The organism is Pseudomonas sp. NFPP12 (assembly GCF_900103205.1).
GTDB lineage: Bacteria > Pseudomonadota > Gammaproteobacteria > Pseudomonadales > Pseudomonadaceae > Aquipseudomonas > Aquipseudomonas protegens.
Window position 1 is genome coordinate 466,635 of sequence record NZ_FMWW01000003.1, and the last position, 21,411, is coordinate 488,045.

Annotated in this window: 19 protein-coding genes; 6 read left to right on the plus strand and 13 right to left on the minus strand. The window is 65.1% G+C overall.

Annotation, left to right across the window (positions count from 1 at the left end; genetic code table 11):
- Positions 1 to 87: 87 nt before the first annotated feature.
- Positions 88 to 1,183 (minus strand): peptide chain release factor 2 gene (gene prfB, locus BLS75_RS14990; protein ID WP_100255254.1). Its coding sequence is split into 2 segments (ribosomal slippage): positions 88 to 1,110 and positions 1,112 to 1,183, totalling 1,095 coding nucleotides; the frame shifts between segments, so codons are not numbered across the junction.
- Between the two features lie 188 nt (positions 1,184 to 1,371).
- On the opposite strand from prfB, the gene BLS75_RS14995 reads away from it, so the two are divergent.
- Entirely contained in the window at positions 1,372 to 1,887 is a 516-nt protein-coding gene (locus BLS75_RS14995; protein ID WP_072451183.1) for a hypothetical protein, read from the plus strand.
- A 5-nt stretch (positions 1,888 to 1,892) separates the two neighbouring features.
- Here BLS75_RS14995 and BLS75_RS15000 read toward each other — a convergent pair whose 3' ends face one another.
- The 8 genes from BLS75_RS15000 to BLS75_RS15035 form a co-directional block, all read right to left on the minus strand.
- On the minus strand, positions 1,893 to 2,894 hold the full coding sequence (locus BLS75_RS15000; RefSeq protein WP_011059483.1) for a response regulator: 1,002 nt from the start codon (positions 2,892 to 2,894) through the stop codon (positions 1,893 to 1,895).
- Positions 2,895 to 2,942: 48 nt separating this feature from the next.
- Entirely contained in the window at positions 2,943 to 3,953 is a 1,011-nt protein-coding gene (locus BLS75_RS15005) for a chemotaxis response regulator protein-glutamate methylesterase (RefSeq protein ID WP_011059482.1), read from the minus strand.
- The gene (locus BLS75_RS15010) at positions 3,950 to 6,274 is read right to left on the minus strand and encodes a hybrid sensor histidine kinase/response regulator (RefSeq protein ID WP_092214924.1); all 2,325 of its coding nucleotides are present in this window, start codon (positions 6,272 to 6,274) and stop codon (positions 3,950 to 3,952) included. The genes BLS75_RS15005 and BLS75_RS15010 overlap by 4 nt, the downstream gene beginning before the upstream one ends.
- Positions 6,271 to 6,957 (minus strand): chemotaxis protein CheW, encoded by a 687-nt coding sequence (locus BLS75_RS15015; RefSeq protein WP_015634305.1) that lies wholly within the window; start codon positions 6,955 to 6,957, stop codon positions 6,271 to 6,273. The genes BLS75_RS15010 and BLS75_RS15015 overlap by 4 nt, the downstream gene beginning before the upstream one ends.
- Entirely contained in the window at positions 6,954 to 8,228 is a 1,275-nt protein-coding gene (locus BLS75_RS15020; RefSeq protein WP_072451185.1) for a CheR family methyltransferase, read from the minus strand. Before BLS75_RS15020 ends, BLS75_RS15015 begins: the two co-directional genes overlap by 4 nt.
- Positions 8,225 to 8,761, minus strand: coding sequence for a chemotaxis protein CheW (locus tag BLS75_RS15025; RefSeq protein WP_072451186.1), 537 nt, complete (start codon positions 8,759 to 8,761; stop codon positions 8,225 to 8,227). The genes BLS75_RS15020 and BLS75_RS15025 overlap by 4 nt, the downstream gene beginning before the upstream one ends.
- The gene (locus BLS75_RS15030) at positions 8,761 to 10,383 is read right to left on the minus strand and encodes a methyl-accepting chemotaxis protein (protein WP_072451187.1); all 1,623 of its coding nucleotides are present in this window, start codon (positions 10,381 to 10,383) and stop codon (positions 8,761 to 8,763) included. The genes BLS75_RS15025 and BLS75_RS15030 overlap by 1 nt, the downstream gene beginning before the upstream one ends.
- A gap of 217 nt (positions 10,384 to 10,600) precedes the next feature.
- On the minus strand, positions 10,601 to 11,326 hold the full coding sequence (locus tag BLS75_RS15035; protein ID WP_072451188.1) for a tellurite resistance TerB family protein: 726 nt from the start codon (positions 11,324 to 11,326) through the stop codon (positions 10,601 to 10,603).
- Between the two features lie 272 nt (positions 11,327 to 11,598).
- Between BLS75_RS15035 and BLS75_RS15040 the strand changes: the two genes are divergently transcribed.
- From BLS75_RS15040 to BLS75_RS15055, 4 genes are all read left to right on the plus strand, one after another.
- Positions 11,599 to 12,009 carry a hypothetical protein gene (locus BLS75_RS15040; RefSeq protein ID WP_072451189.1) on the plus strand — a complete coding sequence of 137 codons (411 nt, stop codon included), beginning with the start codon at positions 11,599 to 11,601 and terminating at the stop codon, positions 12,007 to 12,009.
- On the plus strand, positions 11,999 to 12,442 hold the full coding sequence (locus BLS75_RS15045) for a hypothetical protein (protein ID WP_072451190.1): 444 nt from the start codon (positions 11,999 to 12,001) through the stop codon (positions 12,440 to 12,442). The genes BLS75_RS15040 and BLS75_RS15045 overlap by 11 nt, the downstream gene beginning before the upstream one ends.
- A 50-nt stretch (positions 12,443 to 12,492) precedes the next feature.
- Positions 12,493 to 13,515: a hypothetical protein gene (locus BLS75_RS15050; RefSeq protein WP_239690669.1), complete on the plus strand. Its 1,023-nt coding sequence runs from the start codon at positions 12,493 to 12,495 to the stop codon at positions 13,513 to 13,515.
- Positions 13,516 to 13,662: 147 nt separating this feature from the next.
- Positions 13,663 to 14,856 (plus strand): DUF418 domain-containing protein, encoded by a 1,194-nt coding sequence (locus BLS75_RS15055; RefSeq protein ID WP_072451192.1) that lies wholly within the window; start codon positions 13,663 to 13,665, stop codon positions 14,854 to 14,856.
- Here BLS75_RS15055 and BLS75_RS15060 read toward each other — a convergent pair.
- On the minus strand, positions 14,853 to 15,386 hold the full coding sequence (locus tag BLS75_RS15060) for a GNAT family N-acetyltransferase (protein ID WP_072451193.1): 534 nt from the start codon (positions 15,384 to 15,386) through the stop codon (positions 14,853 to 14,855). The genes BLS75_RS15055 and BLS75_RS15060 overlap by 4 nt on opposite strands.
- Positions 15,387 to 15,586: 200 nt before the next feature.
- Between BLS75_RS15060 and BLS75_RS15065 the strand changes: the two genes are divergently transcribed.
- Entirely contained in the window at positions 15,587 to 17,206 is a 1,620-nt protein-coding gene (locus BLS75_RS15065; RefSeq protein ID WP_072451194.1) for a glucan biosynthesis protein D, read from the plus strand.
- Positions 17,207 to 17,369: 163 nt separating this feature from the next.
- On the opposite strand, the gene BLS75_RS15070 is transcribed toward BLS75_RS15065, so the two are convergent.
- The 3 genes from BLS75_RS15070 to BLS75_RS15080 all read right to left on the minus strand — a co-directional run bounded on the left by BLS75_RS15070 (position 17,370) and on the right by BLS75_RS15080 (position 21,195).
- Entirely contained in the window at positions 17,370 to 18,476 is a 1,107-nt protein-coding gene (locus BLS75_RS15070; RefSeq protein ID WP_011059469.1) for an NADH:flavin oxidoreductase/NADH oxidase, read from the minus strand.
- Between the two features lie 409 nt (positions 18,477 to 18,885).
- Positions 18,886 to 20,595, minus strand: a complete 1,710-nt coding sequence (gene recJ, locus BLS75_RS15075) for a single-stranded-DNA-specific exonuclease RecJ (RefSeq protein WP_072451195.1) — start codon at positions 20,593 to 20,595, stop codon at positions 18,886 to 18,888.
- A gap of 57 nt (positions 20,596 to 20,652) precedes the next feature.
- Positions 20,653 to 21,195 (minus strand): YaeQ family protein, encoded by a 543-nt coding sequence (locus BLS75_RS15080; protein ID WP_011059467.1) that lies wholly within the window; start codon positions 21,193 to 21,195, stop codon positions 20,653 to 20,655.
- Positions 21,196 to 21,411 lie beyond the last annotated feature (216 nt).

A 21,411-nucleotide genomic window follows, 5' to 3' on the forward strand; every position in this document is an offset into this window, starting at 1 on the left:
CATTGCCCCCAGGCCTTCGGCCTGGAGATCGCCGGCAAGCCGGCTCCTACGGGATCGCACCGTGTCAGCCGATCCCGTATTGCAGTATTACAAGCCCGACTTCAGGCTGGCTTCCAGGTATTCGTCGATGTCGCCGTCGAGTACCTTGTCGCAGTCGCTGCGTTCGATGTTGGTGCGCAGATCCTTGATCCGCGACGCATCGAGCACGTAGGAGCGGATCTGGTGACCCCAGCCGATGTCCGACTTGGTGTCTTCCAGCGCTTGCGACGCGGCGTTGCGCTTCTGCATTTCCTGCTCGTACAACTTGGCCCGCAGCATTTTCATGGCGGTGTCCTTGTTGGCGTGCTGGGAACGTTCGTTCTGGCAGCTGACCACGGTGTTGGTCGGTACGTGGGTGATACGTACGGCCGAGTCGGTGGTGTTTACGTGCTGACCACCGGCACCGGAGGAACGATAGGTGTCGATCCGCAGGTCTGCCGGGTTGATTTCGATTTCCACCTTGTCGTCGATCTCGGGCGAGACGAAAACGGCGGAAAACGAGGTGTGGCGACGATTGCCGGAGTCGAACGGGCTCTTGCGCACCAGACGGTGCACGCCGATCTCGGTGCGCAGCCAGCCAAAGGCGTATTCGCCCTTGATGTGCACGGTCGCACCTTTGATACCGGCGACTTCACCGGCCGACAGTTCCATGATGGTCGCGTCGAAACCGCGTTTGTCGGCCCAGCGCAGGTACATGCGCAGCAGGATGTTGGCCCAGTCCTGGGCCTCGGTGCCGCCGGAGCCGGCCTGGATGTCCAGGTAGGCGTTGTTCGGGTCCATTTCGTGGCTGAACATGCGGCGGAATTCGAGCTTGGCGAGGTTTTCCTCGAGACGGGCCAGCTCGGCGACGACATCGCCCACCGCGCCTTCGTCCTCTTCCTCGACCGCCATGTCCAGCAGATCGCGGCAATCGGCCAGGCCGCCGTTCAGTTCGTCCAGGGTCTCGACGATCTGTGCCAGCGCTGCGCGCTCGCGGCCCAGTTCCTGGGCGTATTCGGGTTTGTTCCAGACACTCGGATCTTCAAGCTCGCGATTGACCTCGGTCAGACGCTCATGCTTTTGATCGTAGTCAAAGATACCCCCGAATAGTTTCGGAGCGCTCGGACAGGTCCTTGATGGTGTTCAGGATCGGGTTGATTTCCATGGGGGGCGGCACTCGTTGGCGAACTTTTGAAAGCCGGAGATTATAACGGAATCACTGATTCACGGCAGCCCGCTTAGCGGCTTTAAGCGCAATTAGACCCGCTAATTTAAGCGCCAGGACCTATACAATCCGAGCGTGAATGCCACTTCTCGCACTCGCTTGCCAGCAGAACCAGGAAACGGCCCGCCATGGAGAGAACCCTCAGCGACTCGCAAATCCGCTACATCAAGGCCCGCGAGCGTCACAATCTCAGGGGAGCACAGGCATTCATATGCCTGTTCCTGAGCCTGTTCGTGCTGATCCTGCTGCAAGGGGTCTGGCTGTTGATCTCCCCACGGCTGGCCTGCGCCCTGCTGGTACCGTGGGCGATCTTCCTGTGGTGGTGGGTCTTGCATCGCCTGAAAGGCCAGCAAAGCGAGGTGGCAGCCCGGACCCAGTGGCTGCAAGGCCAATTCAGCGCCACCTGGGTCTCCAGCCACAGAAATGGCCACTTCAGCTACAGCTTCGGTGACTACCCCATCGCCGCCTGCTGCCGGCTGAACAACCTCTTCAACGAGAAAAGGCTCGACCTGCACACCCGATACAGGGTCGAAGCCGCCCTTCTCACCTGCTCGCAAACCGCGAGCCACAGCTACTACTTGTTCGGCGACACCCTGGTGCCCGTCACTCGGGACCCGGCGACCGACGAGCAGCCTGGAAGCTGAGGCGGTTACTCGATCCCGACCTGGTTGCGGCCGTTGTTCTTGGCCAGGTACAGCCCCTTGTCCGCCGCCGAAATCAACTGCCGGCAATGGCTGTTGGGCTGCGGCGTTACGGTGGAAAGACCGATGCTGATGGTCAGGCTCGCGCCCTCCACCGGGGCGATATGGGGGATTTTCAAGGCTTCCACGGTCTGGCGCAGCTTCTCGGCCACCAGTCGCGCCCCGCCCGGCGAGGTATTGGGCAGCACCAGCACGAACTCTTCGCCGCCGTAGCGGGCCGGCAGGTCGGAAGGCCGGCTGCTGGCCTCGCGAATCGCCGTGGCCACCTTGCGCAGGGCTTCGTCGCCCTCCAGGTGGCCGAAGGTGTCGTTGTAGGTCTTGAAGTAGTCGACGTCGATCATCAACAGCGACAGCTGGCTCTGTTCACGCATCGCCCGCCGCCACTCCAGCTCCAGGTACTCATCGAAATGCCGGCGGTTGGACAGCCCGGTCAGGCCGTCGGAGTTCATCAGCCGTTGCAGCACCAGGTTGGTGTCCAGCAGTTGCTGCTGGCTGACCCGCAGGGCGCGGTAGGCCGCGTCACGCTGCAACAGGGTCATGTAGGAACGGGAGTGATAGCGAATGCGCGCCACCAGCTCGATGTTGTCCGGCAGCTTGACCAGGTAGTCGTTGGCCCCGGCGGCAAAGGCCGCGCTCTTGATCAGCGGGTCTTCCTTGGTGGAGAGAACGATGATCGGGATGTTCTGGGTCGCCGGGTGGTTGCGGTACTCGCGCACCAGGGTCAGGCCGTCCAGGCCCGGCATCACCAGGTCCTGGAGAATCACCGTGGGCTTGATGCGGATCGCCTGGGCAATGGCCTGGTGCGGATCGGCGCAGAAGTGGAAATCGATGTTTTCCTCGTTCGCCAACCCACGCCGCACCGCTTCGCCGATCATGGCCTGGTCGTCCACCAGCAACACCATGGCGGCATTTTCGTCGGTCTTGAATTCGTCGAGCTGTAAATCATTCATGGGTTGTCACCTGAATTGCTACCTGGCCAGGACAGCTGCGTTTATCAGTCATTTGGCAAATATCTCCAGCAAACGTGGAGCGATCTTGTCCAGCGGGCGAATCTCTGAGGCGGCGCCGATGGCAGCGGCCGCCTTGGGCATGCCATACACCGCACTGCTGTTCTGGTCCTGGGCGATGGTCAGATAACCCTGATCACGCATCAGCTTCAAGCCCTGGGCGCCGTCACGGCCCATGCCGGTCAGCAGCACCCCCACCGCATCGCCATTCCAGAAACTGGCAACGCTCTCGAAAAACACATCGATGGAGGGCCGGTAGATCTCGTTCACCGGCTCGGCGGTATAGGCCAGGGTGCCGTTCTTCAACAGACGGATATGATGGTTGGTGCCCGCCAGCAGGACCTTGCCGCTTTGCGGCGGCTCGCCTTCCCGGGCCAGGCGCACCTCCAGGCCGGAGGCACTGCTGAGCCATTCGGCCATGCCTGCGGCAAACACCTGATCAACGTGCTGGACCAGCACGATGGCGGCGGCAAAGTCCTTTGGCAAGCCCTTGAGCAACACTTCCAGAGCCGCCGGCCCACCCGCGGAGGAGCCAATGGCCACCAGGCTCTGGCGTGGCGCACCGCTGCGCAGTGGCTGGGGCGCGGAACGCACCCGGCTGCCGCGCTGGCCGATCAGCCAACCGATATTGAGGATCTTGCGCAACAGTGGCGCCGCCGCTTCCTGGGCATTGCCCGCGCCCAGGGCCGGGGTGTCCACCACATCCAGCGCGCCGTGGCCCATGGCTTCGAACACCCGGTGCACATTCTGCTGGCGATCGACGGTGACGATCACGATGGCGCACGGCGACTCGGCCATGATCCGCCGCGTGGCCTCGACGCCATCCATCACCGGCATGATCAGGTCCATGAGAATCAGGTCCGGGGTCAGTTCGGCACAGTACTTCACAGCTTCCGCACCATTGGTGGCGACCCACACCACCTCGTGGCTGGGGTCGAAGGCCAGGGCACGGCGCAGGGCCTCCACGGCCATGGGCATGTCATTGACTATCGCTATCTTCATGCCCGCGCTCCTCCAATCAGTTCCACCACTGCATCCAGCAGGGCGTCGTCATGGAAACTGGCTTTGGCTAGATAATAGTCGGCACCGGCATCCAGTCCACGACGCCGATCTTCCTCACGGTCCTTGTAGGACACCACCATCACCGGCAGGGACTGCAGGCGATTGTCACGACGCAAGAGTGTGACCAATTCAATTCCATCCATTCGCGGCATGTCGATGTCGGTGATCAACAGGTCGAAGCTTTCCGAACGCAAGGCATTCCAGCCATCCATGCCATCCACTGCCACCGCCACGTCGTAACCGCGGTTGATCAGCAGCTTGCGTTGCAATTCACGCACCCTCAGCGAATCGTCCACCACCAGAATACGCTTGCGCGCGGCCTGTGCGTGCTGCTGATGGTTGCGCGCAATGCGCTCCAGACGCCCGGTATTGAGCAGTTTGTCCACCGAGCGCAGCATGTCCTCGACATCCACGATCAGCGCCACCCGGCCGTCATCGAGCAGGGCTCCGGCGGAGATGTCCTGAATCTTGCCCAGGCGGTCGTCCAGCGGCAGCACTACCAGGGTGCGCTCGCCGATGAAACGCTCCACGGCGATCCCGTACACCGCATCGCGCTCGCGGATCACCACCACTTTCAGAGTTGGCGCGCTTTCCTGGGTTGCCGGCCGCTGCAGCAACTGGCTGGCGGCGACCAGGCCGACATGCCGGCCTTCGTGCCAGAAATGCTGGCGCCCTTCCACCTGGACGATGGCCTCGGGCTCCAGGTCGCACATGCGTTCGATATGGGCCAGCGGGAAGGCGTAGGCCTCGTCGCCGACCTCCACCACCAGGCTGCGTACCACCGACAGGGTCAGCGGCACCTCCAGGTGGAAACGGCTGCCCTGGCCAGTGTCCTGTTCCAGCACCACCGCCCCGCGCAGCTGACGCACCATGTGCTGCACCGCATCCAGGCCGACGCCGCGACCGGAGACCTCGGTGACCTTGTCCCGCAGGCTGAAGCCCGGCAGGAACAGGAAGGTCAGCAACTCTTCCTCACTGAGCTGGGCCGCGGTCTGCGCCGGCGACAACTGGCGCTCGACAATGCTCTGGCGCAAACGCTCCAGATCGACCCCATTGCCGTCGTCACTGAGTTCCAGCACCAGCAGACCAGCCTGGTGGGATGCCCGCAGGCGAATCACCCCTTCCGCCGGCTTGCTCGCCAGCAGGCGCTGCTCCGGCAGTTCGATGCCGTGATCGACGGCGTTGCGCAGCAAGTGGGTCAACGGCGCTTCGAGTTTCTCCAGCACATCGCGGTCGACCTGGGTCTTCTCCCCCTCGATCTCCAGGCGTACCTGCTTGCCCAGGCTGCGACCCAGGTCGCGAACCATGCGCACCTGGCCGGTGAGTACGTCGGCAAAGGGCCGCATGCGGCAGGCCAGCGCGGTGTCGTAGAGCACCTGGGCGCGCTGGCTGGCCTGCCAGCCGAATTCGTCGAGCTCGGCGGTTTTCTCCGCCAGCAACTGCTGGGATTCGGCCAGCAGGCGCCGCGCATCCGCCAGGGCCTCCTGAGCCTCCAGGCTCAAGGCATGTTCCTTGAGGTGCAGGTTGAGGTTTTCCAGGGCGGTCAGGCTGTTGCTCTGGATCCGCCGCAGGCGCTGCAAGGTGGCCAGGTAGGGCTTGAGTCGCTGGGTTTCCACCAGGGATTTGCTCGACAGGTCCAGCAGGCTGTTGAGACGCTCGGCCGTGACCCGCAGCACCCGCTCGCCGCCTTCGGTCATGCGCTTGCCCGGGCGAGCGGGCTCATGGACGGGTTCGCTGGCAGCCAGCAGCACGGGTTCGGCCTCGGGCTCGCCCAGGAGCGCTCCATGGGCTTGCACCGGGGCTTGCGGTTGTGCGATTGGCAGCTCCGGCACTGGCGGTTCCGGCATTTGCGCCGCCGGCATCGCGGCCCCTGGGGTCAACAGGCGCTCCATCAGGGCCACGTACAACGGGATGTCCGCGGCGACCAGCTCCGCACCGCCCGGGGTGGCGATGCGCATCAGCAGGTCGGTGCCCTGCAGCAGGGCATCGATATGCTCGGGCTGCAGGTACAGCCGCCCTTCCTGGGCGCTCACCAGGCAGTCTTCCATCACGTGGGCAACGCTGACTCCGGCATCGACCCCGACAATCCGCGCCGCGCCCTTGAGGGAATGGGCTGCGCGCATGCAGGCTTCCAGCTGGTCGGCCTGGGTCGGGTTGCGCTCCAGGGCCAGCAGCCCGGTGCTGAGCACCTGGGTCTGGGCTTCGGCTTCCAGGCTGAACAGCTCCAGCAGCGAGGCGTCGCGCATCTGATCGGGGGTCATGTCAGGCTCCGGGTCACGGCCGCGAGCAATTGCTCTTCGTCCAGCAGGCGCAGGCTGCGCCCCTGCCATTGCAACACGCCACGGGTGTACTTGGCATTGGCCTGCTCGCCGGAGGCCGAGGCGCCGTTGAGGATGCGCTCGTCGATGGCGTGGATGCCGTGCACTTCGTCCACCGGCACCACCACCGGGCCTCCGGCGGCGCCGATGATCAGCATGCGCGGCATCACCCGTCCTCCTGCCGGCGCGGCCGGGGAAGGATCCAGCCCCAGAAGCTCGGTCAGCGACAGGCAGGCCACCAGCGCCCCGCGGACATTGGCCACCCCCAGCAGGGCGCGCGAACGCTGGTGCGGCAAGGAATGAATCGCCTGCTGCGGTGCCACTTCCAGCAGGCAGCGGGTCGGCAGGCCCAGCCACTCTTCGCCGAGGCGGAACATCAGCAGCGAGCGAGTGACCACATCGCTGTCGGCCTCCAGCACCACCGAATGCTCGCGGTCCTCCTGGCGCAACGAATAGCGGTCCAGCAGGCGGGTGGCGGCGGCCGAATACACCGAGCAGTTGCGGCAATGAATGTGCTCGGCCAGCAACGGGCAGGACTTGTCGCCATGGATACCGATGCGGTTCCAGCAATCATCGATGGCCTGCGCATCTTCACGGGTGACGTCCAATGAATAGGGATGGCTCATCGTTTCAACTCACTGTCGGCAGAGCGAACGCTGCGGGCCGCGCGCTCCTGCAATCGTTGGGCCCCGGCCACATCACCCTGGGAAGCCAGCAGCGCGCCCAAGTGCGCCAGGGCTTCGGGGTGCTGGGGCGCCAGGTACAGGGCCTTGCGGTAGTAACCCTGGGCTTCCATGGCGTTGCCGGCCACATCACTGAGCAGGCCCAGCCAGTAGAACACCTGGGCCACCGGCTCGTGCTGCTGCAAATAACGCTCGCAGGCGGCACGGGCCTCGGCGCTCTTGCCCTCGTTGGCCAGGGCGGCAATGGTGGCCAGCAGGCTGGCGGCATCGCTTTCCATCCGCGCGCCGTCGCTCAACGGCGCCGCTACCGGGCGCCTGGCGAACGGCCGTGGGCGCGGCGCCGGGGGCACCACGCTGCGCACGGGAACCGGCAGCGGCAAGGGTTGCGGCAGCGCCACCGGGGCCGGCTCGGGCTCATGGTGGCGGCTGAAGGCGAAGGACTGCGGGATGCCGATGGAGCGCATGCCCAGGCGGCCCAGGAGGCTGCCTTCGGCGGGGCCGATGAACAGCACGCCCTCTTCATGGGTCAGGCGCTTGAGCACCTCGAACACCTGGCGCTGGGTCGGCTGGTCAAAATAGATCAGCAGGTTGCGGCAGAACACGAAATCGAAGGCTGGTTCACTGGCCAGCAAGCCCGGATCCAGGACATTGCCCACCTGCAACCGCACCTGCTCACGAACCCGCTCGCTCAGGCGATAGCGCTCGCCTTCTTCAGGGTTGAAATACCGCTCGCGAAACTCGATGGGCTGGCCACGAAAGGAATTCTTGCCGTACAGCGCAGCCTTGGCCCGCTCCACCGACAATGGGCTGACGTCCAGGCCGTCGACCTTGAACTGATGCGGCGCCAGGCCGCCATCGAGCAGGGCCATGGCGATGGAATAGGGCTCCTCGCCGGTGGAGCACGGCAGGCTCAACAGGCGCAGGGCTCGCATGCCCTTGATCTGCGCCAGCCGCGCCTTGGCCAGCTTGACCAGGGTAGCGAAGGATTCCGGATAGCGGAAAAACCAGGTTTCCGGAACGATCACCGCTTCGATCAGGGCCTGCTGCTCATCCCGCGAGCCTTGCAGTTTCTGCCAGTACTCATCGCTGCTGCGGGCATACAGGGCATTGCAGCGCTGGCGTACCGCGCGCTCGATGATCGCCGGCCCCACGGAGGCGACATCCAGGCCGATACGTTCCTTGAGGAAATCGAAAAATCGTTGCTCCTCGCTCATCGAGGCTCCTCAAGCGATGCCGGATCCAGGGGCACGGCGGGAAACAGCAGCTCACGCACCTTGAGAGGCAGCAGGTCGTCGACCCGCACCCATTGCAGCAGGCCCTGGGCGTCTTCGCGCACCGGCCCCAGGTATGGCGCCTGGCGGTTGTCCAGGCCATAGGGCTGGAACTGCGCCGGGTCGCAGCGCAGGGTGTCGTTGGCCTGTTCCAGCAACAGCCCGAGAATCCGCGCCGGCTGCCCGGCATCGCCACGGTAGTGCACCAGCACCAGTCGGGTACTGGTGCGCAACTGCGCCGGGCGGCCGAAGGTCAGCTCGCACAGGTCGATGACTGGCACCACCACGCCGCGATAGGCAAACACCCCGGCCACCCACGACGGCGCCTGGGCAATGGGCTTGAGCTGCAGGCGCGGCAACACCTCCACCACATCCACGGCCTGCAGCGCATAGCGCTCCTGGCCGATGCGGAACACCAGGAACAGAGCATTCTTGGCGTCAATTGCGCCGTTGCGCTTGTGCGCGAGCTCATCCATCAGACTTTGAAACGCGAAACGCCGCTGCGCAGCCCCACCGCCACCTGGCTCAGCTCATCAATGGCAAAGCTGGCCTGGCGCAGGGACTCGACGGTCTGGCTGCTGGCATCCCCCAGTTGCACCAGGGCATGGTTGATCTGCTCGGCACCTGTGGCCTGGGCCTGCATGCCCTCATTGACCATCAGCACCCGCGGAGCCAGGGCCTGGACCTGATGGATGATCTGCGACAGCTGTTCACCCACCTGCTGCACCTCGGCCATGCCGCGGCGCACTTCCTCGGAAAACTTGTCCATGCCCATGACCCCCGCCGACACCGCCGACTGGATCTCACGGACCATCTGCTCGATGTCATAGGTAGCCACTGCGGTCTGATCCGCCAGGCGCCGCACTTCAGTGGCGACCACGGCAAAACCGCGGCCGTACTCGCCGGCCTTCTCGGCCTCGATGGCGGCGTTGAGCGACAGCAGGTTGGTCTGGTCGGCGACCTTGACGATGGTCACCACCACCTGGTTGATGTTGCCGGCCTTCTCGTTGAGGATCGCCAGCTTGGCGTTCACCAGGTCTGCCGCGCCCATCACCGAGTGCATGGTGTCTTCCATGCGCGCCAGGCCCTGCTGGCCAGAGCCGGCAAGCACCGAGGCCTGGTCGGCGGCGCTGGACACTTCGGTCATGGTGCGCACCAGGTCCCGGGAGGTCGCGGCGATCTCCCGCGAGGTGGCGCCGATTTCCGTGGTGGTGGCGGCCGTCTCGGTGGCGGTGGCCTGTTGCTGCTTGGAGGTGGCGGCGATCTCGGTCACCGAGGTGGTGACCTGCACCGAGGAGCGCTGGGCCTGGGACACCAGGGCGGTGAGCTCGGTCATCATGTCGTTGAAGCCGGTTTCCACGGCGCCGAACTCGTCCTTGCGGTCCAGGTTCAGGCGGCCGCTCAGGTCACCGGTGCGCATGATTTCCAGAATGCTCACGATGCGGTTCATCGGCGCCATGATTGCGCGCATCAGCAGCAGGCCGCAGAGCCCGGCAGCCAGCACCGCCAGCAGCAACGACACGCCCATGCTGACCTTGGCCGCGGCCACTGCATCGTCGATGGCGGCGGTGGCGGAGTCGGCCACGGCCTTGTTTTCGCTGATGATGTCGTTGAGTTTCATCCGCCCGGCGGTCCAGGCCGGGGTCAGTTGCTCATTGAACAGGCGGATTGCCTCGGCTTCCTGGCGACGCTGGTGCAGATCGAGCACGGCGGCCTGGATGCGGTTGAAATCTTGAAGATCCTTCTCGAAGGCATCGAACTCGCTCTGGTCCTCGCGGCTGTTGATGGTCTGCTTGTAATTGGTCATCTGGGTCTGCAGGCGTTCTTCGAAGGCCTTGAAGTCCGCCTTGTCCTCGGCACTGATGTCCTCATTCTGCTTGAGGCCGATGATTTCCTGGGTCTGCAGGTAGCTGTCGACCCAGGCGCTGCGGATCATCGAACTGAAATAGACCCCGGGCACCGCGTCATTGCGCATGCGCTCCTCACCGGATTCGATCTTCAACAGCCGCGAGTACGAGACGACGACCATCAACAGCATGATGGCGATAATCACCGCAAAGCTCGCCAAAATGCGTTGGCGCAACGTCCAGTTCTTCACAGTCAGTCCTCGAGGCCATTCAAAAATGTGGGGAGTATAGCCGAGGACGATGCAGGTTTTATGGGTGGTTTAGCACCACGGTTGGCACTTTCGATAAATTTGTGCACCCGCTCTGGATGGCGGCTGAGCGGCGTTTTTCATCATCCCGGCCAAGGCAATTCGGCAAATCCACCCGGCAGAACCGCCATCCCTGGCGAACGGCACTCCCAACGCCGCTTCAGAGGGCGTTCTGGCGCACCTGGTTCTCCAGTTCGGCCTTGAGCCCCGGCGCCAGTTGCAACTGGCGCGCCAGCTCGTCCAGGTAGGCTTTTTCCATGAAGTGCTCTTCATCCACCAGCATCACGCTGGCCAGGTACATTTCCGCGGCCATTTCCGGCGTGCTCGCGGCCCGCGCGACATCCGCCGGGTCCAGGGGCTTGTTCAGTTCACTGTGCAGCCACTGCTGCAATTGCGGGTCGTTGTCCAGCTTGCGGAACTCGCCCTCGATCAGCGCCCGCTCGCGCTCGTCCACATGGCCGTCGGCCTTGGCCGCCGCCACCAGGGCCTTGAGGATCGCCTGGCTGTGCAACTCCACCTGCTGCGCCGGCAGGCGGTCCAGGGTCTGGGGTTCGTTGCGCGGGGCGGCGCCCTGCTGCGCCTGCCAGTTGCCGTAGGCTTTGTAGGCCAGCACGCCGAGGGCCGCGAGACCGCCGTAGGTCAGGGCCTTGCCGCCGTACTTGCGGGCCTTCTTGTTGCCCAGCAGCAGGCCCATGGCCCCGGCTGCCAAGGCACCGCCACCGGCACCGGAAAGCAGCCCACCGAGGCCGCCGGACTGGCCACCGAGCAAGCCGCCGAGGCCGCCCTGCGAGCCCTTGCCGTGCTCCGCCGGCGCTGCGCCTGCCTTGTTCTGCAGCATTTCCTGGCCGGACCTGAGTAATTGATCGAGCAATCCACGGGTGTTCATCTGCTGCCTCCGGAAAATAGGTGTCATGTCGACACATAAGGCTGTAAGCCTAGAGAGAAGTGCCCGGGTCGATGCGGCGATAGTGCTTCTGAATGTTGCTTTGCCCGGCCTGGAACACCGGCGTCACCCCACTGGATTGGCGCCCCGAGTTACGGCACTATCCGCCTCCTGAAAAGCACCGGCACCACTGCCCGGGCTCACCCCATACCTTCCGGCAGCAAGGATGCGCCCATGCCCCGTGACAACCCCGCCACCGTCTGCGAGTGCCGCCCATGAGCCTGGACGCTGCCAGCCGTTATCAGGTGACGCGAATCCTCACCGGCCTGGTGCCCCATTGCCTGCCACCGCTGCTGTTCTACTACGCCCATGTCTGGGGCATACCGGTGTACCGCAGCCACTTCGGCGCTCTCGCCAAGGGCTTCGGTCTGGGGATGATGGTGGAACTGCTGCTGCAACTGCTGATCGTCGTCAGCTTCCTGCAGGTCCTGGTGCCCCAGCTCAAGGTCAAGCTGGTCCTGATCGGCATCCTGGCGCTGTTCACCGCCTGGGCAATGTTTCCCGACCATCCGATACGCGGCTACGTCTATTGCTTCCTGATGACCGTGCCGCCATTGCTGGCGATCTGGCTGGCGCAGGGTCTGTGCCGGCTGTGCCTGCCCAGGGAGCAGTTGCATGCCCAGTAGAAACACCCCAATTGCGCGCCTCTGGCTGGCGCTTGTGCTGCTGATCATGGGCCGCCCCTGCCTGGCCATGAGCCTGGAGCAGCAGTTCGCCGGGCTTGCCGACTGCTCCATGGAAAACGTCTACCTGGACGCCAGCGACCACCAGCCCCGGGGCGCGTACTTCAGCGAACGCCAACTGCAGCCCTGCGAGCTGGACGAAGCCGCCCGCTATTGCGTCGACGACCAGTACCACGGCCTGGCAGTCAGCGCGGTGATGATTCCCTATCGCGGGCCGTTCTCGGTCCACGCCCTGTACCTCAAGGACAGTGTCGACAGCGTGCGCCAGCGCCTGGGAACCGCCTTCTTCGGTGATGGCCGGGGACGCCCGCTGCTCACCGAAGACCGCCATACTCCCGGCAGCTCGGTGCTGTATTGCGACCCGCAAAGCCAATGAGCCTGCTTGCCCACATGCCTGTTCTGTATCGCCCCCGGATGACCCTGCCGATGCCCACCCCCCGTCGCTGTTTGCACCTGATCGCCCTGAGCCTGCTGCTCGGTGCCGCCGCCCAGGCCGCCGCCGCACCTGCCTGCCCGTCCAGCGACCTGAAGGTCTTTGCCCAGGCCTTTGCCAGCAGCCCGGAACTGCAGCAGGCATTCACTGCCATGCCACTGGTCGAGCAACGGCCGATCACTGACGAGCGCGGCCGGGAAGTCACCGCGCGCTACAAGCTCACGGGCGACACCCACCACCTGCTGACCCTGCTCGCCCCCAAGGCCCAGGCCGAAGCTGGCCTGCAGACCTTCTGGGAGGGCAATACCCTGGTGGTCAACGATCCCCTGGGCGATGTAGTGCAAGCCTTCGTCTTTGAACAGGGTGCCTGCTGGCAACTGGTGCGCGTCGAGCAATGGTCCATGGACGAATTGCTCACACACAACGCCCCCGCAGGCGAAAGCGCCCTGCAGCGACAGATGCGCAAGGCTGACCTGTTCCTGGGCTACGGCGGACGCGAGCAGTACCCGCTGACCGCGTACTTCTTCGAGCTCGGGCAACGCATCCTGCTCGATGCCGCCCGCCACGGCTCACCCAAGGCCGCGGTGCAGGCGGTCAGCCTCGGCTACTCGGGCATGGCCCCGGCGCTCAAGCCGGGGGAGCCGGAAGAACTGCTGCTGCCCTACGCCAAGACCGATGCCGAGGCGGCGCTGATGCTGTCCATGTACTACTGCGACCCAGTCGGCGATGGCTCGATCACCCAGTGCCAGCAGCCGCGCAAGTCCGAAGAGCTGGTGCTGCGCACCGCCAGGGAACTGGATTCAGGCAGCGCCTTCTACTACCTGGGCAGTGGCTATGCCGATGGCCAGTGGGGCGTCACCGACAGACCCAGGGCCCTGGCCTGTCACCAGGAAGCACTCAAGCGCGGTGACCTGCATAGCCTCTGGCCGCTGACCTGGTGGAGCAAAAAGAATGAGATACCGGCCAGCGGCGCCCAGTGCCTGGAACCTTCAGCGCCCGCCCAGGCGGGAAGCTGAGCCCGCATCTTGACGCTTTTTAACAAAATCCCCATAGCTGCGCCCCGGCCTGATCGGGTTAATTGAGCCTCTGGCTCGATCAACCCCGGAGGTCCGTTCCATGCGCTGTATCCCGCTTTCACCACCGCTGTTGCCGGTACCCCGCAGATGACGGCCTCCGGAGCGACGCAAGCAGCGCGCCTGGAGCAGGTGGACGCCCTGCGCGGTTTCGCCCTGCTGGGCATCCTGGCGGTGAATATCTGGTCCTTCGCCGATCCGTACTACGCCTCGTCGGTGAGCAACCCGGGCTACGCCAGTAGCCTTGACCACCTGGTTCGCTGGCTGGTGTCGGTGTTCTTCGAGACCAAGTTCTACCTGCTGTTCTCGTTCCTGTTCGGCTATAGCTTCACCTTGCAGATGACCTCCGCCGAACGCTCGGGGGAGCGCTTCGTGCCGCGCATGTTGCGCCGGCAACTGGCCTTGCTGGTGATCGGCCTGATCCACGGCGCCCTGCTGTTCTATGGCGAAATTCTCTCGCTGTACGCCGTGCTGGGGCTGGTCCTGCTGATGCTGCGCGGCTTGTCGGTCCGCTGGGCGGCGGCCCTGGCCGCACTGTTGATCAGCGGCACGGCGGCGCTGTTCCTGCTGTTCGGCATCACCCTGCTGGAGGCCGGCCTCTACACCGGCGCCGCCGAGGGCGGGCCGGTACTCAAGGACCTGGCCCTGAGCGGCAGCGCCCTGCAAACCCTGGCCTACAACGCCTCGCACCTGCTGGAAACCGCCTCCGCGCTGTGGCTGCTGCAGGGCCCCTGCACCCTGGCAATGTTCCTGCTGGGCTATGTGGCGGGGCGCAACAAGCTGCTGGTGGCGCCCTACGCCTTCGAACCGCACCTGGCACGGCTGCTGAGGATCAGCCTGCCGCTGGGCCTGGGTGGCGCCCTGCTCTACGGCTACTGGGCGGCCTATGCGCCCGGCGGCGGCCTGGAAGTGCTCGGCTACGGCATCAGCCAACTGACCGCACCACTGCTCTCGGCCAGCTACGCCATGCTGCTGCTCAAGGCCTTCGGCTCGGCCCCGGGCCAACGCCTGTGCCGACGGCTGGCGCCACTGGGGCGCATGTCCCTGAGCAACTACCTGCTGCAATCGCTGATTCTGGGGCTGCTGTTCACCGGCTACGGGCTGGGGCTGGTCAACCATTTGCCGCCGCTGTGGATTGTGCTGCTGGTGGTTGCCATCTACCTGCTGCAGATGCAGCTCAGCACCCTGTGGTTGCGCAGCCACCAGTACGGCCCCTGCGAGTGGCTGCTGCGGGCCGTGACCATCGCGGCCTGGCCAAGCTGGCGCAAGCGCCTGGCGGCCTAGGCCAGGCGCAGGTACAGGTGGATGTCCTCGGGCTCAATGCGCAGCAGTTCCGGGTCGGGCGCGGCCAGCAGTTCGCAGCCCAGGCTCCTGTAGAAATCCACCGTATGCCGCGACGGCGTGGCCGACACATACAAGCCCTGCCCCCCCAGGACCAGGGCCTGCTCCCGGGCCAGCGCAAACAACTGCCGGCCCAGGCCAAGGCCGCGATAGGCCTGGCTCACATGGAGGAACTTCAATTGCCGCAGATCCAGCCCGGCACAGGCGATCGGCAGGCAATCCACCACCACCGCGGCCACCAGCGCCGGGCCGTCGAACACCCCGTACAGCCAACCGCCACGCCGGTAACACTGCTGCAAGATCAGCGCATCATGCTCGGCCTCGCCCTCCGGCCAGCCCTGCACCACTTCATGCTGGGCGTAACGGCTCAATTGCCCGTTGCACAGGCGGTAGAACTCATCGATGACCTCGGCGCGGTCGATCCATTTGAGCAAGGGGATATCGTCTTCGCCGAGCAAGCGCGGATGCAGCATGGGAGCAGTTCCTGAAGGGGATCGGGCGGTTACCAATGGACACAAGCTAATCATTTTTCTGCCCCTGGCGAACCGTTTATTCTATCCGGCGTCTGTTTATAGTCCGTTGCGTTTGGCCGATGGCATGACCGAACCACCCCTCGCGATCCCCCCACGCAGCCAGGAACGGCTTGGGATCTTTCTCTGATCAAGGTTCAACCATGCACCGCAGGAATCTCCTCAAAGCCTCCATGGCCCTGGCGGCCTATACCGGCCTCTCGGCCAGCGGCCTGCTGGCCGCCCGCGCCTGGGCCGGCGCCGCTGATGGCCAGGCCCAGGCGTTCGATTTCGAGCAGCTCAAGGCCCAGGCCAAGCAACTTGCCGCCAGCCAGTACGTGGACACCAAGCAGGTGTTGCCGCCCACCCTGGCGAAGATGACCCCGCAGAACTTCAACGCCATCCAGTACGACAGCAAGCACTCGCTGTGGAACGAGTTGAACGGGCAGTTGGACGTGCAGTTCTTCCACGTCGGGATGGGCTTCAAGCAGCCGGTGCGCATGCACAGTGTCGACCCCAAGACCCGCCAGGCGCGGGAGGTGCACTTCCGCCCGCCACTGTTCAACTACCAGAACACCAGCGTCGACACCGCCCAGCTCAAGGGCGACCTGGGCTTTGCCGGGTTCAAGCTGTTCAAGGCCCCGGAACTGGACAAGCACGACGTGGTGTCCTTCCTTGGTGCCAGCTACTTCCGCGCAGTGGACGCCACCGGCCAGTACGGCCTCTCGGCCCGTGGCCTGGCCATCGACACCTACGCCAAGCGCCGCGAGGAGTTCCCCGACTTCACCCAGTTCTGGTTCGAGACCCCGGACAAGGACAGCACCCGCTTCGTGGTCTACGCCCTGCTGGACTCGCCGAGCGCTACCGGTGCCTACCGTTTCGACATCGACTGCCAGGCCGAACGCGTGGTGATGGACGTCGACGCCCACATCAATGCCCGCACCGCCATCGAGCAACTGGGCATTGCACCCATGACCAGCATGTTCAGCTGCGGCACCCATGAGCGGCGCATGTGCGACACCATCCACCCACAGATCCACGACTCCGACCGCCTGGCCATGTGGCGCGGCAACGGCGAGTGGATCTGCCGCCCGCTGAACAACCCGGCGAACCTGCAATTCAACGCTTTCGCCGACAAGGACCCGAAAGGCTTCGGCCTGGTGCAGACCGACCACGAGTTCGCCAGCTACCAGGACACCGTGGACTGGTACAGCCGCCGCCCGAGCCTGTGGGTCGAGCCCACCACTGCCTGGGGCGAAGGCAGCATCGACCTGCTGGAAATCCCCACCACCGGCGAAACCCTGGACAACATCGTGGCCTTCTGGACCCCGAAAAAACCGGTGGCCGCCGGGGACTCGCTGAACTACGGCTACAAACTCTACTGGAGCGCCCTGCCGCCCGTGGGCACGCCCCTGGCGCGAGTACACGCCACCCGCTCCGGCATGGGCGGTTTCGTCGAAGGCTGGGCCCCGGGCGAGCATTACCCGGAAGTCTGGGCGCGGCGCTTTGCCGTGGACTTCACCGGCGGCGGCCTGGATCGCCTGCCAGCGGGGACCGGCATCGAGCCGGTGGTCACCGCGTCTAACGGCGAGATCAAGGACTTCAACGTACTGGTGCTGGACGAGATCAAGGGCTACCGCATCACCTTCGACTGGTTCCCCACCAACGACAGCGTCGAACCGGTGGAGCTGCGGCTGTTCATCCGCACCAACGACCGTACCCTGAGCGAGACCTGGCTGTACCAGTACTTCCCGCCGGCGCCGGACAAACGCAAATACCCGTGACCCGCTGCCAGCCCCGGCCCGCCCTACGGGCCTCTTCGCCGGCAAGCCGGCTCCTACAAACCGCACCGCCCCCGTAGGAGCTGGCTTGCCAGCGAAGGCAGCCTGAAGCCAGGCACAAAAAAACCGGCCCCCACGGGCCGGTTTTTTTTACAACGGCAGTACATTAATCGCGCAAATCCGACTCATGAATCGGCTGGTCCCTGTGGGTCGCCCGCTGGTACTGCGCCGGCCAGATCGCCTTGCGCCCGCCCAGGTCGTCATCGGCATGCAGCGGCCAGTAAGGATCACGCAACAGCTCACGGGCGAGAAAGATGATGTCCGCCTGACAGGTACGCAAAATATGCTCCGCCTGGGCCGGTTCGGTGATCATCCCCACGGTCCCGGTGGCAATCCCCGACTCCTTGCGCACCCGCTCGGCAAAGCGCGTCTGATAACCCGGCCCGGTGGGAATCTCGGCATTGGCCGCGGTGCCTCCGGACGACACATCGATCAAATCCACCCCCAGGTCCTTGAGGCGCCGCGCCAGCTCCACGGTCTCGTCCGGGTTCCAGCCGTCTTCCACCCAATCGGTGGCCGACACCCGCACGAACAGCGGCAGCTCCTCGGGCCACACCGCGCGTACCGCCTCGGTCACCTGCAGCACCAGGCGAATGCGGTTTTCGAACGAACCGCCGTATTGGTCCTGGCGCTGATTGCTCAGGGGCGAGAGGAACTGATGCAGCAGGTAGCCATGGGCAGCATGCACTTCCACCACCTTGAAACCGGCCTCCAGCGCGCGTTTGGCGGCCGCGACGAAGGCCTGGATGACTTCGCCGATCTGCCCTTCATCGAGCTGGGTCGGCGGCGTGTGCTGCGGGTCGAAGGCAATCCGCGAGGGCCCCACCGGCACCCAGCCGCCGTCCTCGGGCTTGACGCTGCCGGACTTGCCGAGCCAGGGCCGGTGAGTACTGGCCTTGCGCCCGGCATGGGCCAGCTGGATACCCGCCACCGCGCCCTGGGCGGTGATGAAACGGGTGATGCGCTGCAAGGGTTCGATCTGCGCGTCGTTCCACAGGCCCAGGTCCTGGGCGGTGATCCGGCCTTCGGCGGTGACCGCCGTGGCCTCGGTGAAGATCAACCCGGCGCCGCCGACGGCGCGGCTGCCCAGGTGCACCAGGTGCCAGTCGTTGGCCAACCCGTCCACCGACGAGTACTGGCACATGGGCGACACGGCGATGCGGTTGAGAAGGGTCAGTTGACGCAGGGTATAGGGTTCAAGCAGCAGACTCATGGGGCACCTCTCGGTCAATGGTCAGGCTCCAGGGTTCTGTTTGAACGGTCGACGAGTGACTGCGAAGTGAAGCGCCCGCCCCCGCGGGTAGAAGAATGACAAAAGGTCACAAGGCCAATCAGACAGTGCTTAGAGACTAGTCGACAACACTGTCGCCGGCAGGGTTCCTGATGCGTGCCCGGGCAAAAAAGGCGCTGCTCCCCTTGTAGCCGCTGCCGCAGGCTGCGATCGGCTGCGTAGCAGACGTGGGGCTTCAAAGGCCCTCAGAGGTCGGCGCAAGATTGCCGGCAAGGCCCTGCGGGCCTTTTCGCAGCCTCGCCACAGGCTCGGCAGCGGCTACAGGGGTTGCCAGCAGAGGCGGGGGAGGTGGTGAGGACGCACAAGGCAAGGCCCGGCGCCCCTTCGCAGGTCAGCGCGGTTCGATGTGGGCGATCATCAACTGCACGGTTTCCTGGCCACGGAACTCGTTGAGGTCGAGTTTGTAGGCCAGCTCCACCCAGCGGATGGTCGGGTTGGGCCAGACTTCGCGGTCGATGCCGAAGGCAATGCCGTCCAGCTTCAGCGAGCCGCATTCGCTGCGCAGCACCACTTTCAGGTGGCGTTCGCCAACGATGCGCTGCTCCACCAGTTCGAACACGCCATGGAACATCGGCTCGGGGAAGTGCTGGCCCCAGGGGCCGGCGTGGCGCAGGGCGCGGGCCAGTTCCAGGTGGAACTCTTCCACCGCCAGGGTGCCGTCCGACAGCAGGCGCCCGGTGAGGTCTTCTTCGCGCAGCTGGCGTCGCACTTCTTCGTCGAAGGCCTCGGCGAAGGCCGGGAAGTTCTGCTCCGGCAACGACAGGCCGGCGGCCATGGCGTGGCCGCCGAACTTGCTGATCAGTTGCGGATGGCGCGCGGCCACGGCGTCCAGGGCGTCGCGGATATGAAAGCCCGGCACCGAACGCGCCGAACCCTTGAGCATGCCGTCGCCGGCATCGGCAAAGGCGATGGTCGGCCGGTGGTAACGCTCTTTCAGGCGCGAGGCGAGAATTCCGATCACCCCCTGGTGCCAGTCGGCGTCGAACAGGCACAGGCCGAACGGCATCGACTCCACCGGCAGTTCCTTGAGCTGGGCCAACGCTTCGCGCTGCATGCCCTGCTCGATGGATTTGCGGTCCTGGTTCAGTTCGTCCAGCTGGGCGGCCATGGCCCGAGCGGCGGAAACGTCGTCGCTGAGCAGGCACTCGATACCCAGGCTCATGTCGTCCAGGCGCCCGGCGGCGTTGAGCCGCGGGCCGAGGATAAAGCCCAGGTCGGTGGAGGTGATGCGCGAATGATCACGCTTGGCCACTTCGAGAATCGCCTTGAGCCCCGGCCGCGCGCGACCGGCGCGAATCCGCTCCAGGCCCTGGTGCACCAGGATGCGGTTGTTGGCGTCCAGGGGCACCACGTCCGCCACGCTGCCCAGGGCCACCAGGTCCAGCAGCTCGCCGATGTTCGGCTGCGGCCGGGTTTCATAGCGCCCCAGGCTGCGCAAACGGGCGCGCAGGGCCATCAGCACGTAGAAGATCACCCCGACCCCGGCCAGGGCCTTGCTCGGAAACTCGCAGCCCGGCTGGTTGGGGTTGACGATGGCGTCCGCCGCGGGCAGTTCATGGCCGGGCAAGTGGTGGTCGGTGACCAGCACTTGCAAGCCTGCTGCCTTGGCCGCCGCCACGCCCTCGACACTGGAGATGCCGTTGTCCACGGTGATCAGCAGCTGCGGTTCGCGCTGCAGGGCCACGGCGACGATTTCCGGGGTCAGGCCGTAGCCGTATTCAAAGCGGTTGGGTACCAGGTAATCGACATGGGCCGCGCCCAGCAGGCGCAGGCCCAACAGGCCCACGGTGCTGGCGGTGGCGCCGTCGGCGTCGAAGTCGCCGACGATGAGGATGCGCTGGCGCTGGTCCAGGGCGGTCACCAGCAGGTCCACCGCGGCATCGATGCCCTTGAGCTGCTGATACGGGATCAGCCGCGCCAGGCTCTTGTCCAGCTCCTCCACCGACTGCACGCCACGGGCGGCGTAGAGGCGGGTCAGCAGCGGCGGCAGATCGCCGAGAAAGGGCAGGACGGCGGGCAACTCACGGGGTTCGATACGCATGGGCTAACAGCAACTTCTCTGGGGGGACGGTGGATCGTTCAGGGGCAGAGCGGGCGATCAGCCGCGCTCGCCCAGCAGCCATTCCAGCTGCACTTCGTGCTGGCCGCGATCATCGGTGACGAAGATCGTGCCTTCGCTGATCATCACGTCCCACTTGATGACACGCGGCATGTCCTTGGCCAGGGTCTCGAGGACTTCCTGGGGCACGCCGGCGATGTTGAGGTTCTTCAGGTTCTTCACCGCGTCCAGCACCCGGGTCTGCCAGACCCGCAGGCTGCCGTAGGCCAGAAGGCTGGTGCGCTCGGTGCGGCGCGAGCACCAGGTCAGGCGATCGGCGTCCGGCTGGCCGACTTCGATCCAGTGCAGGACGCGGTCATCCAGGCTCTTTTCCCACAGGGCGGGTTCATCCACGTCCGACAGACCCCGACCGAACGACAGGTGCTCGTTGTACCAGAAGGCGTAGGCCAGCAACCGTACGGTCATGCGCTCTTCGGTTTCCGAAGGGTGACGGGCGATGGTCTGCTTGACGCTTTCATAGACCCCACGATCGAGGTCGGTCAGGTTCAGTTCGAATTTGTAGGTGGTGGACGGCTGGGCCATGTGCGGGCTTCTTGAATGTGCGAAAAGGCGGCAAGTCTAACCCGAAACCCGCCGCCCTGCCCGACCGCTGACCGGGCCACCCCTGTCCTGGATGACATCCGCTGAAACGCATTGGCTGGGTAAAGTCGGTTGCCAGCCCGTGACCATGGCTTTATAACCCCGCGCAAACCGGCTGACGCGCACCGCGCCAGAGCCGCTGTTCAATAGAAAAGGACG

Coding starts and splice junctions, on each gene's coding strand:
- BLS75_RS14995 (WP_072451183.1), top strand. CDS start 1,372: ATGGAGAGAACCCTCAGCGACTCGCAAATCCGCTACATCAAGGCCCGC.
- BLS75_RS15000 (WP_011059483.1), bottom strand. CDS start 2,894: ATGAATGATTTACAGCTCGACGAATTCAAGACCGACGAAAATGCCGCC.
- BLS75_RS15005 (WP_011059482.1), bottom strand. CDS start 3,953: ATGAAGATAGCGATAGTCAATGACATGCCCATGGCCGTGGAGGCCCTG.
- BLS75_RS15010 (WP_092214924.1), bottom strand. CDS start 6,274: ATGACCCCCGATCAGATGCGCGACGCCTCGCTGCTGGAGCTGTTCAGC.
- BLS75_RS15015 (WP_015634305.1), bottom strand. CDS start 6,957: ATGAGCCATCCCTATTCATTGGACGTCACCCGTGAAGATGCGCAGGCC.
- BLS75_RS15020 (WP_072451185.1), bottom strand. CDS start 8,228: ATGAGCGAGGAGCAACGATTTTTCGATTTCCTCAAGGAACGTATCGGC.
- BLS75_RS15025 (WP_072451186.1), bottom strand. CDS start 8,761: ATGGATGAGCTCGCGCACAAGCGCAACGGCGCAATTGACGCCAAGAAT.
- BLS75_RS15035 (WP_072451188.1), bottom strand. CDS start 11,326: ATGAACACCCGTGGATTGCTCGATCAATTACTCAGGTCCGGCCAGGAA.
- BLS75_RS15040 (WP_072451189.1), top strand. CDS start 11,599: ATGAGCCTGGACGCTGCCAGCCGTTATCAGGTGACGCGAATCCTCACC.
- BLS75_RS15045 (WP_072451190.1), top strand. CDS start 11,999: ATGCCCAGTAGAAACACCCCAATTGCGCGCCTCTGGCTGGCGCTTGTG.
- BLS75_RS15050 (WP_239690669.1), top strand. CDS start 12,493: ATGCCCACCCCCCGTCGCTGTTTGCACCTGATCGCCCTGAGCCTGCTG.
- BLS75_RS15055 (WP_072451192.1), top strand. CDS start 13,663: ATGACGGCCTCCGGAGCGACGCAAGCAGCGCGCCTGGAGCAGGTGGAC.
- BLS75_RS15060 (WP_072451193.1), bottom strand. CDS start 15,386: ATGCTGCATCCGCGCTTGCTCGGCGAAGACGATATCCCCTTGCTCAAA.
- BLS75_RS15065 (WP_072451194.1), top strand. CDS start 15,587: ATGCACCGCAGGAATCTCCTCAAAGCCTCCATGGCCCTGGCGGCCTAT.
- BLS75_RS15070 (WP_011059469.1), bottom strand. CDS start 18,476: ATGAGTCTGCTGCTTGAACCCTATACCCTGCGTCAACTGACCCTTCTC.
- recJ (WP_072451195.1), bottom strand. CDS start 20,595: ATGCGTATCGAACCCCGTGAGTTGCCCGCCGTCCTGCCCTTTCTCGGC.
- BLS75_RS15080 (WP_011059467.1), bottom strand. CDS start 21,195: ATGGCCCAGCCGTCCACCACCTACAAATTCGAACTGAACCTGACCGAC.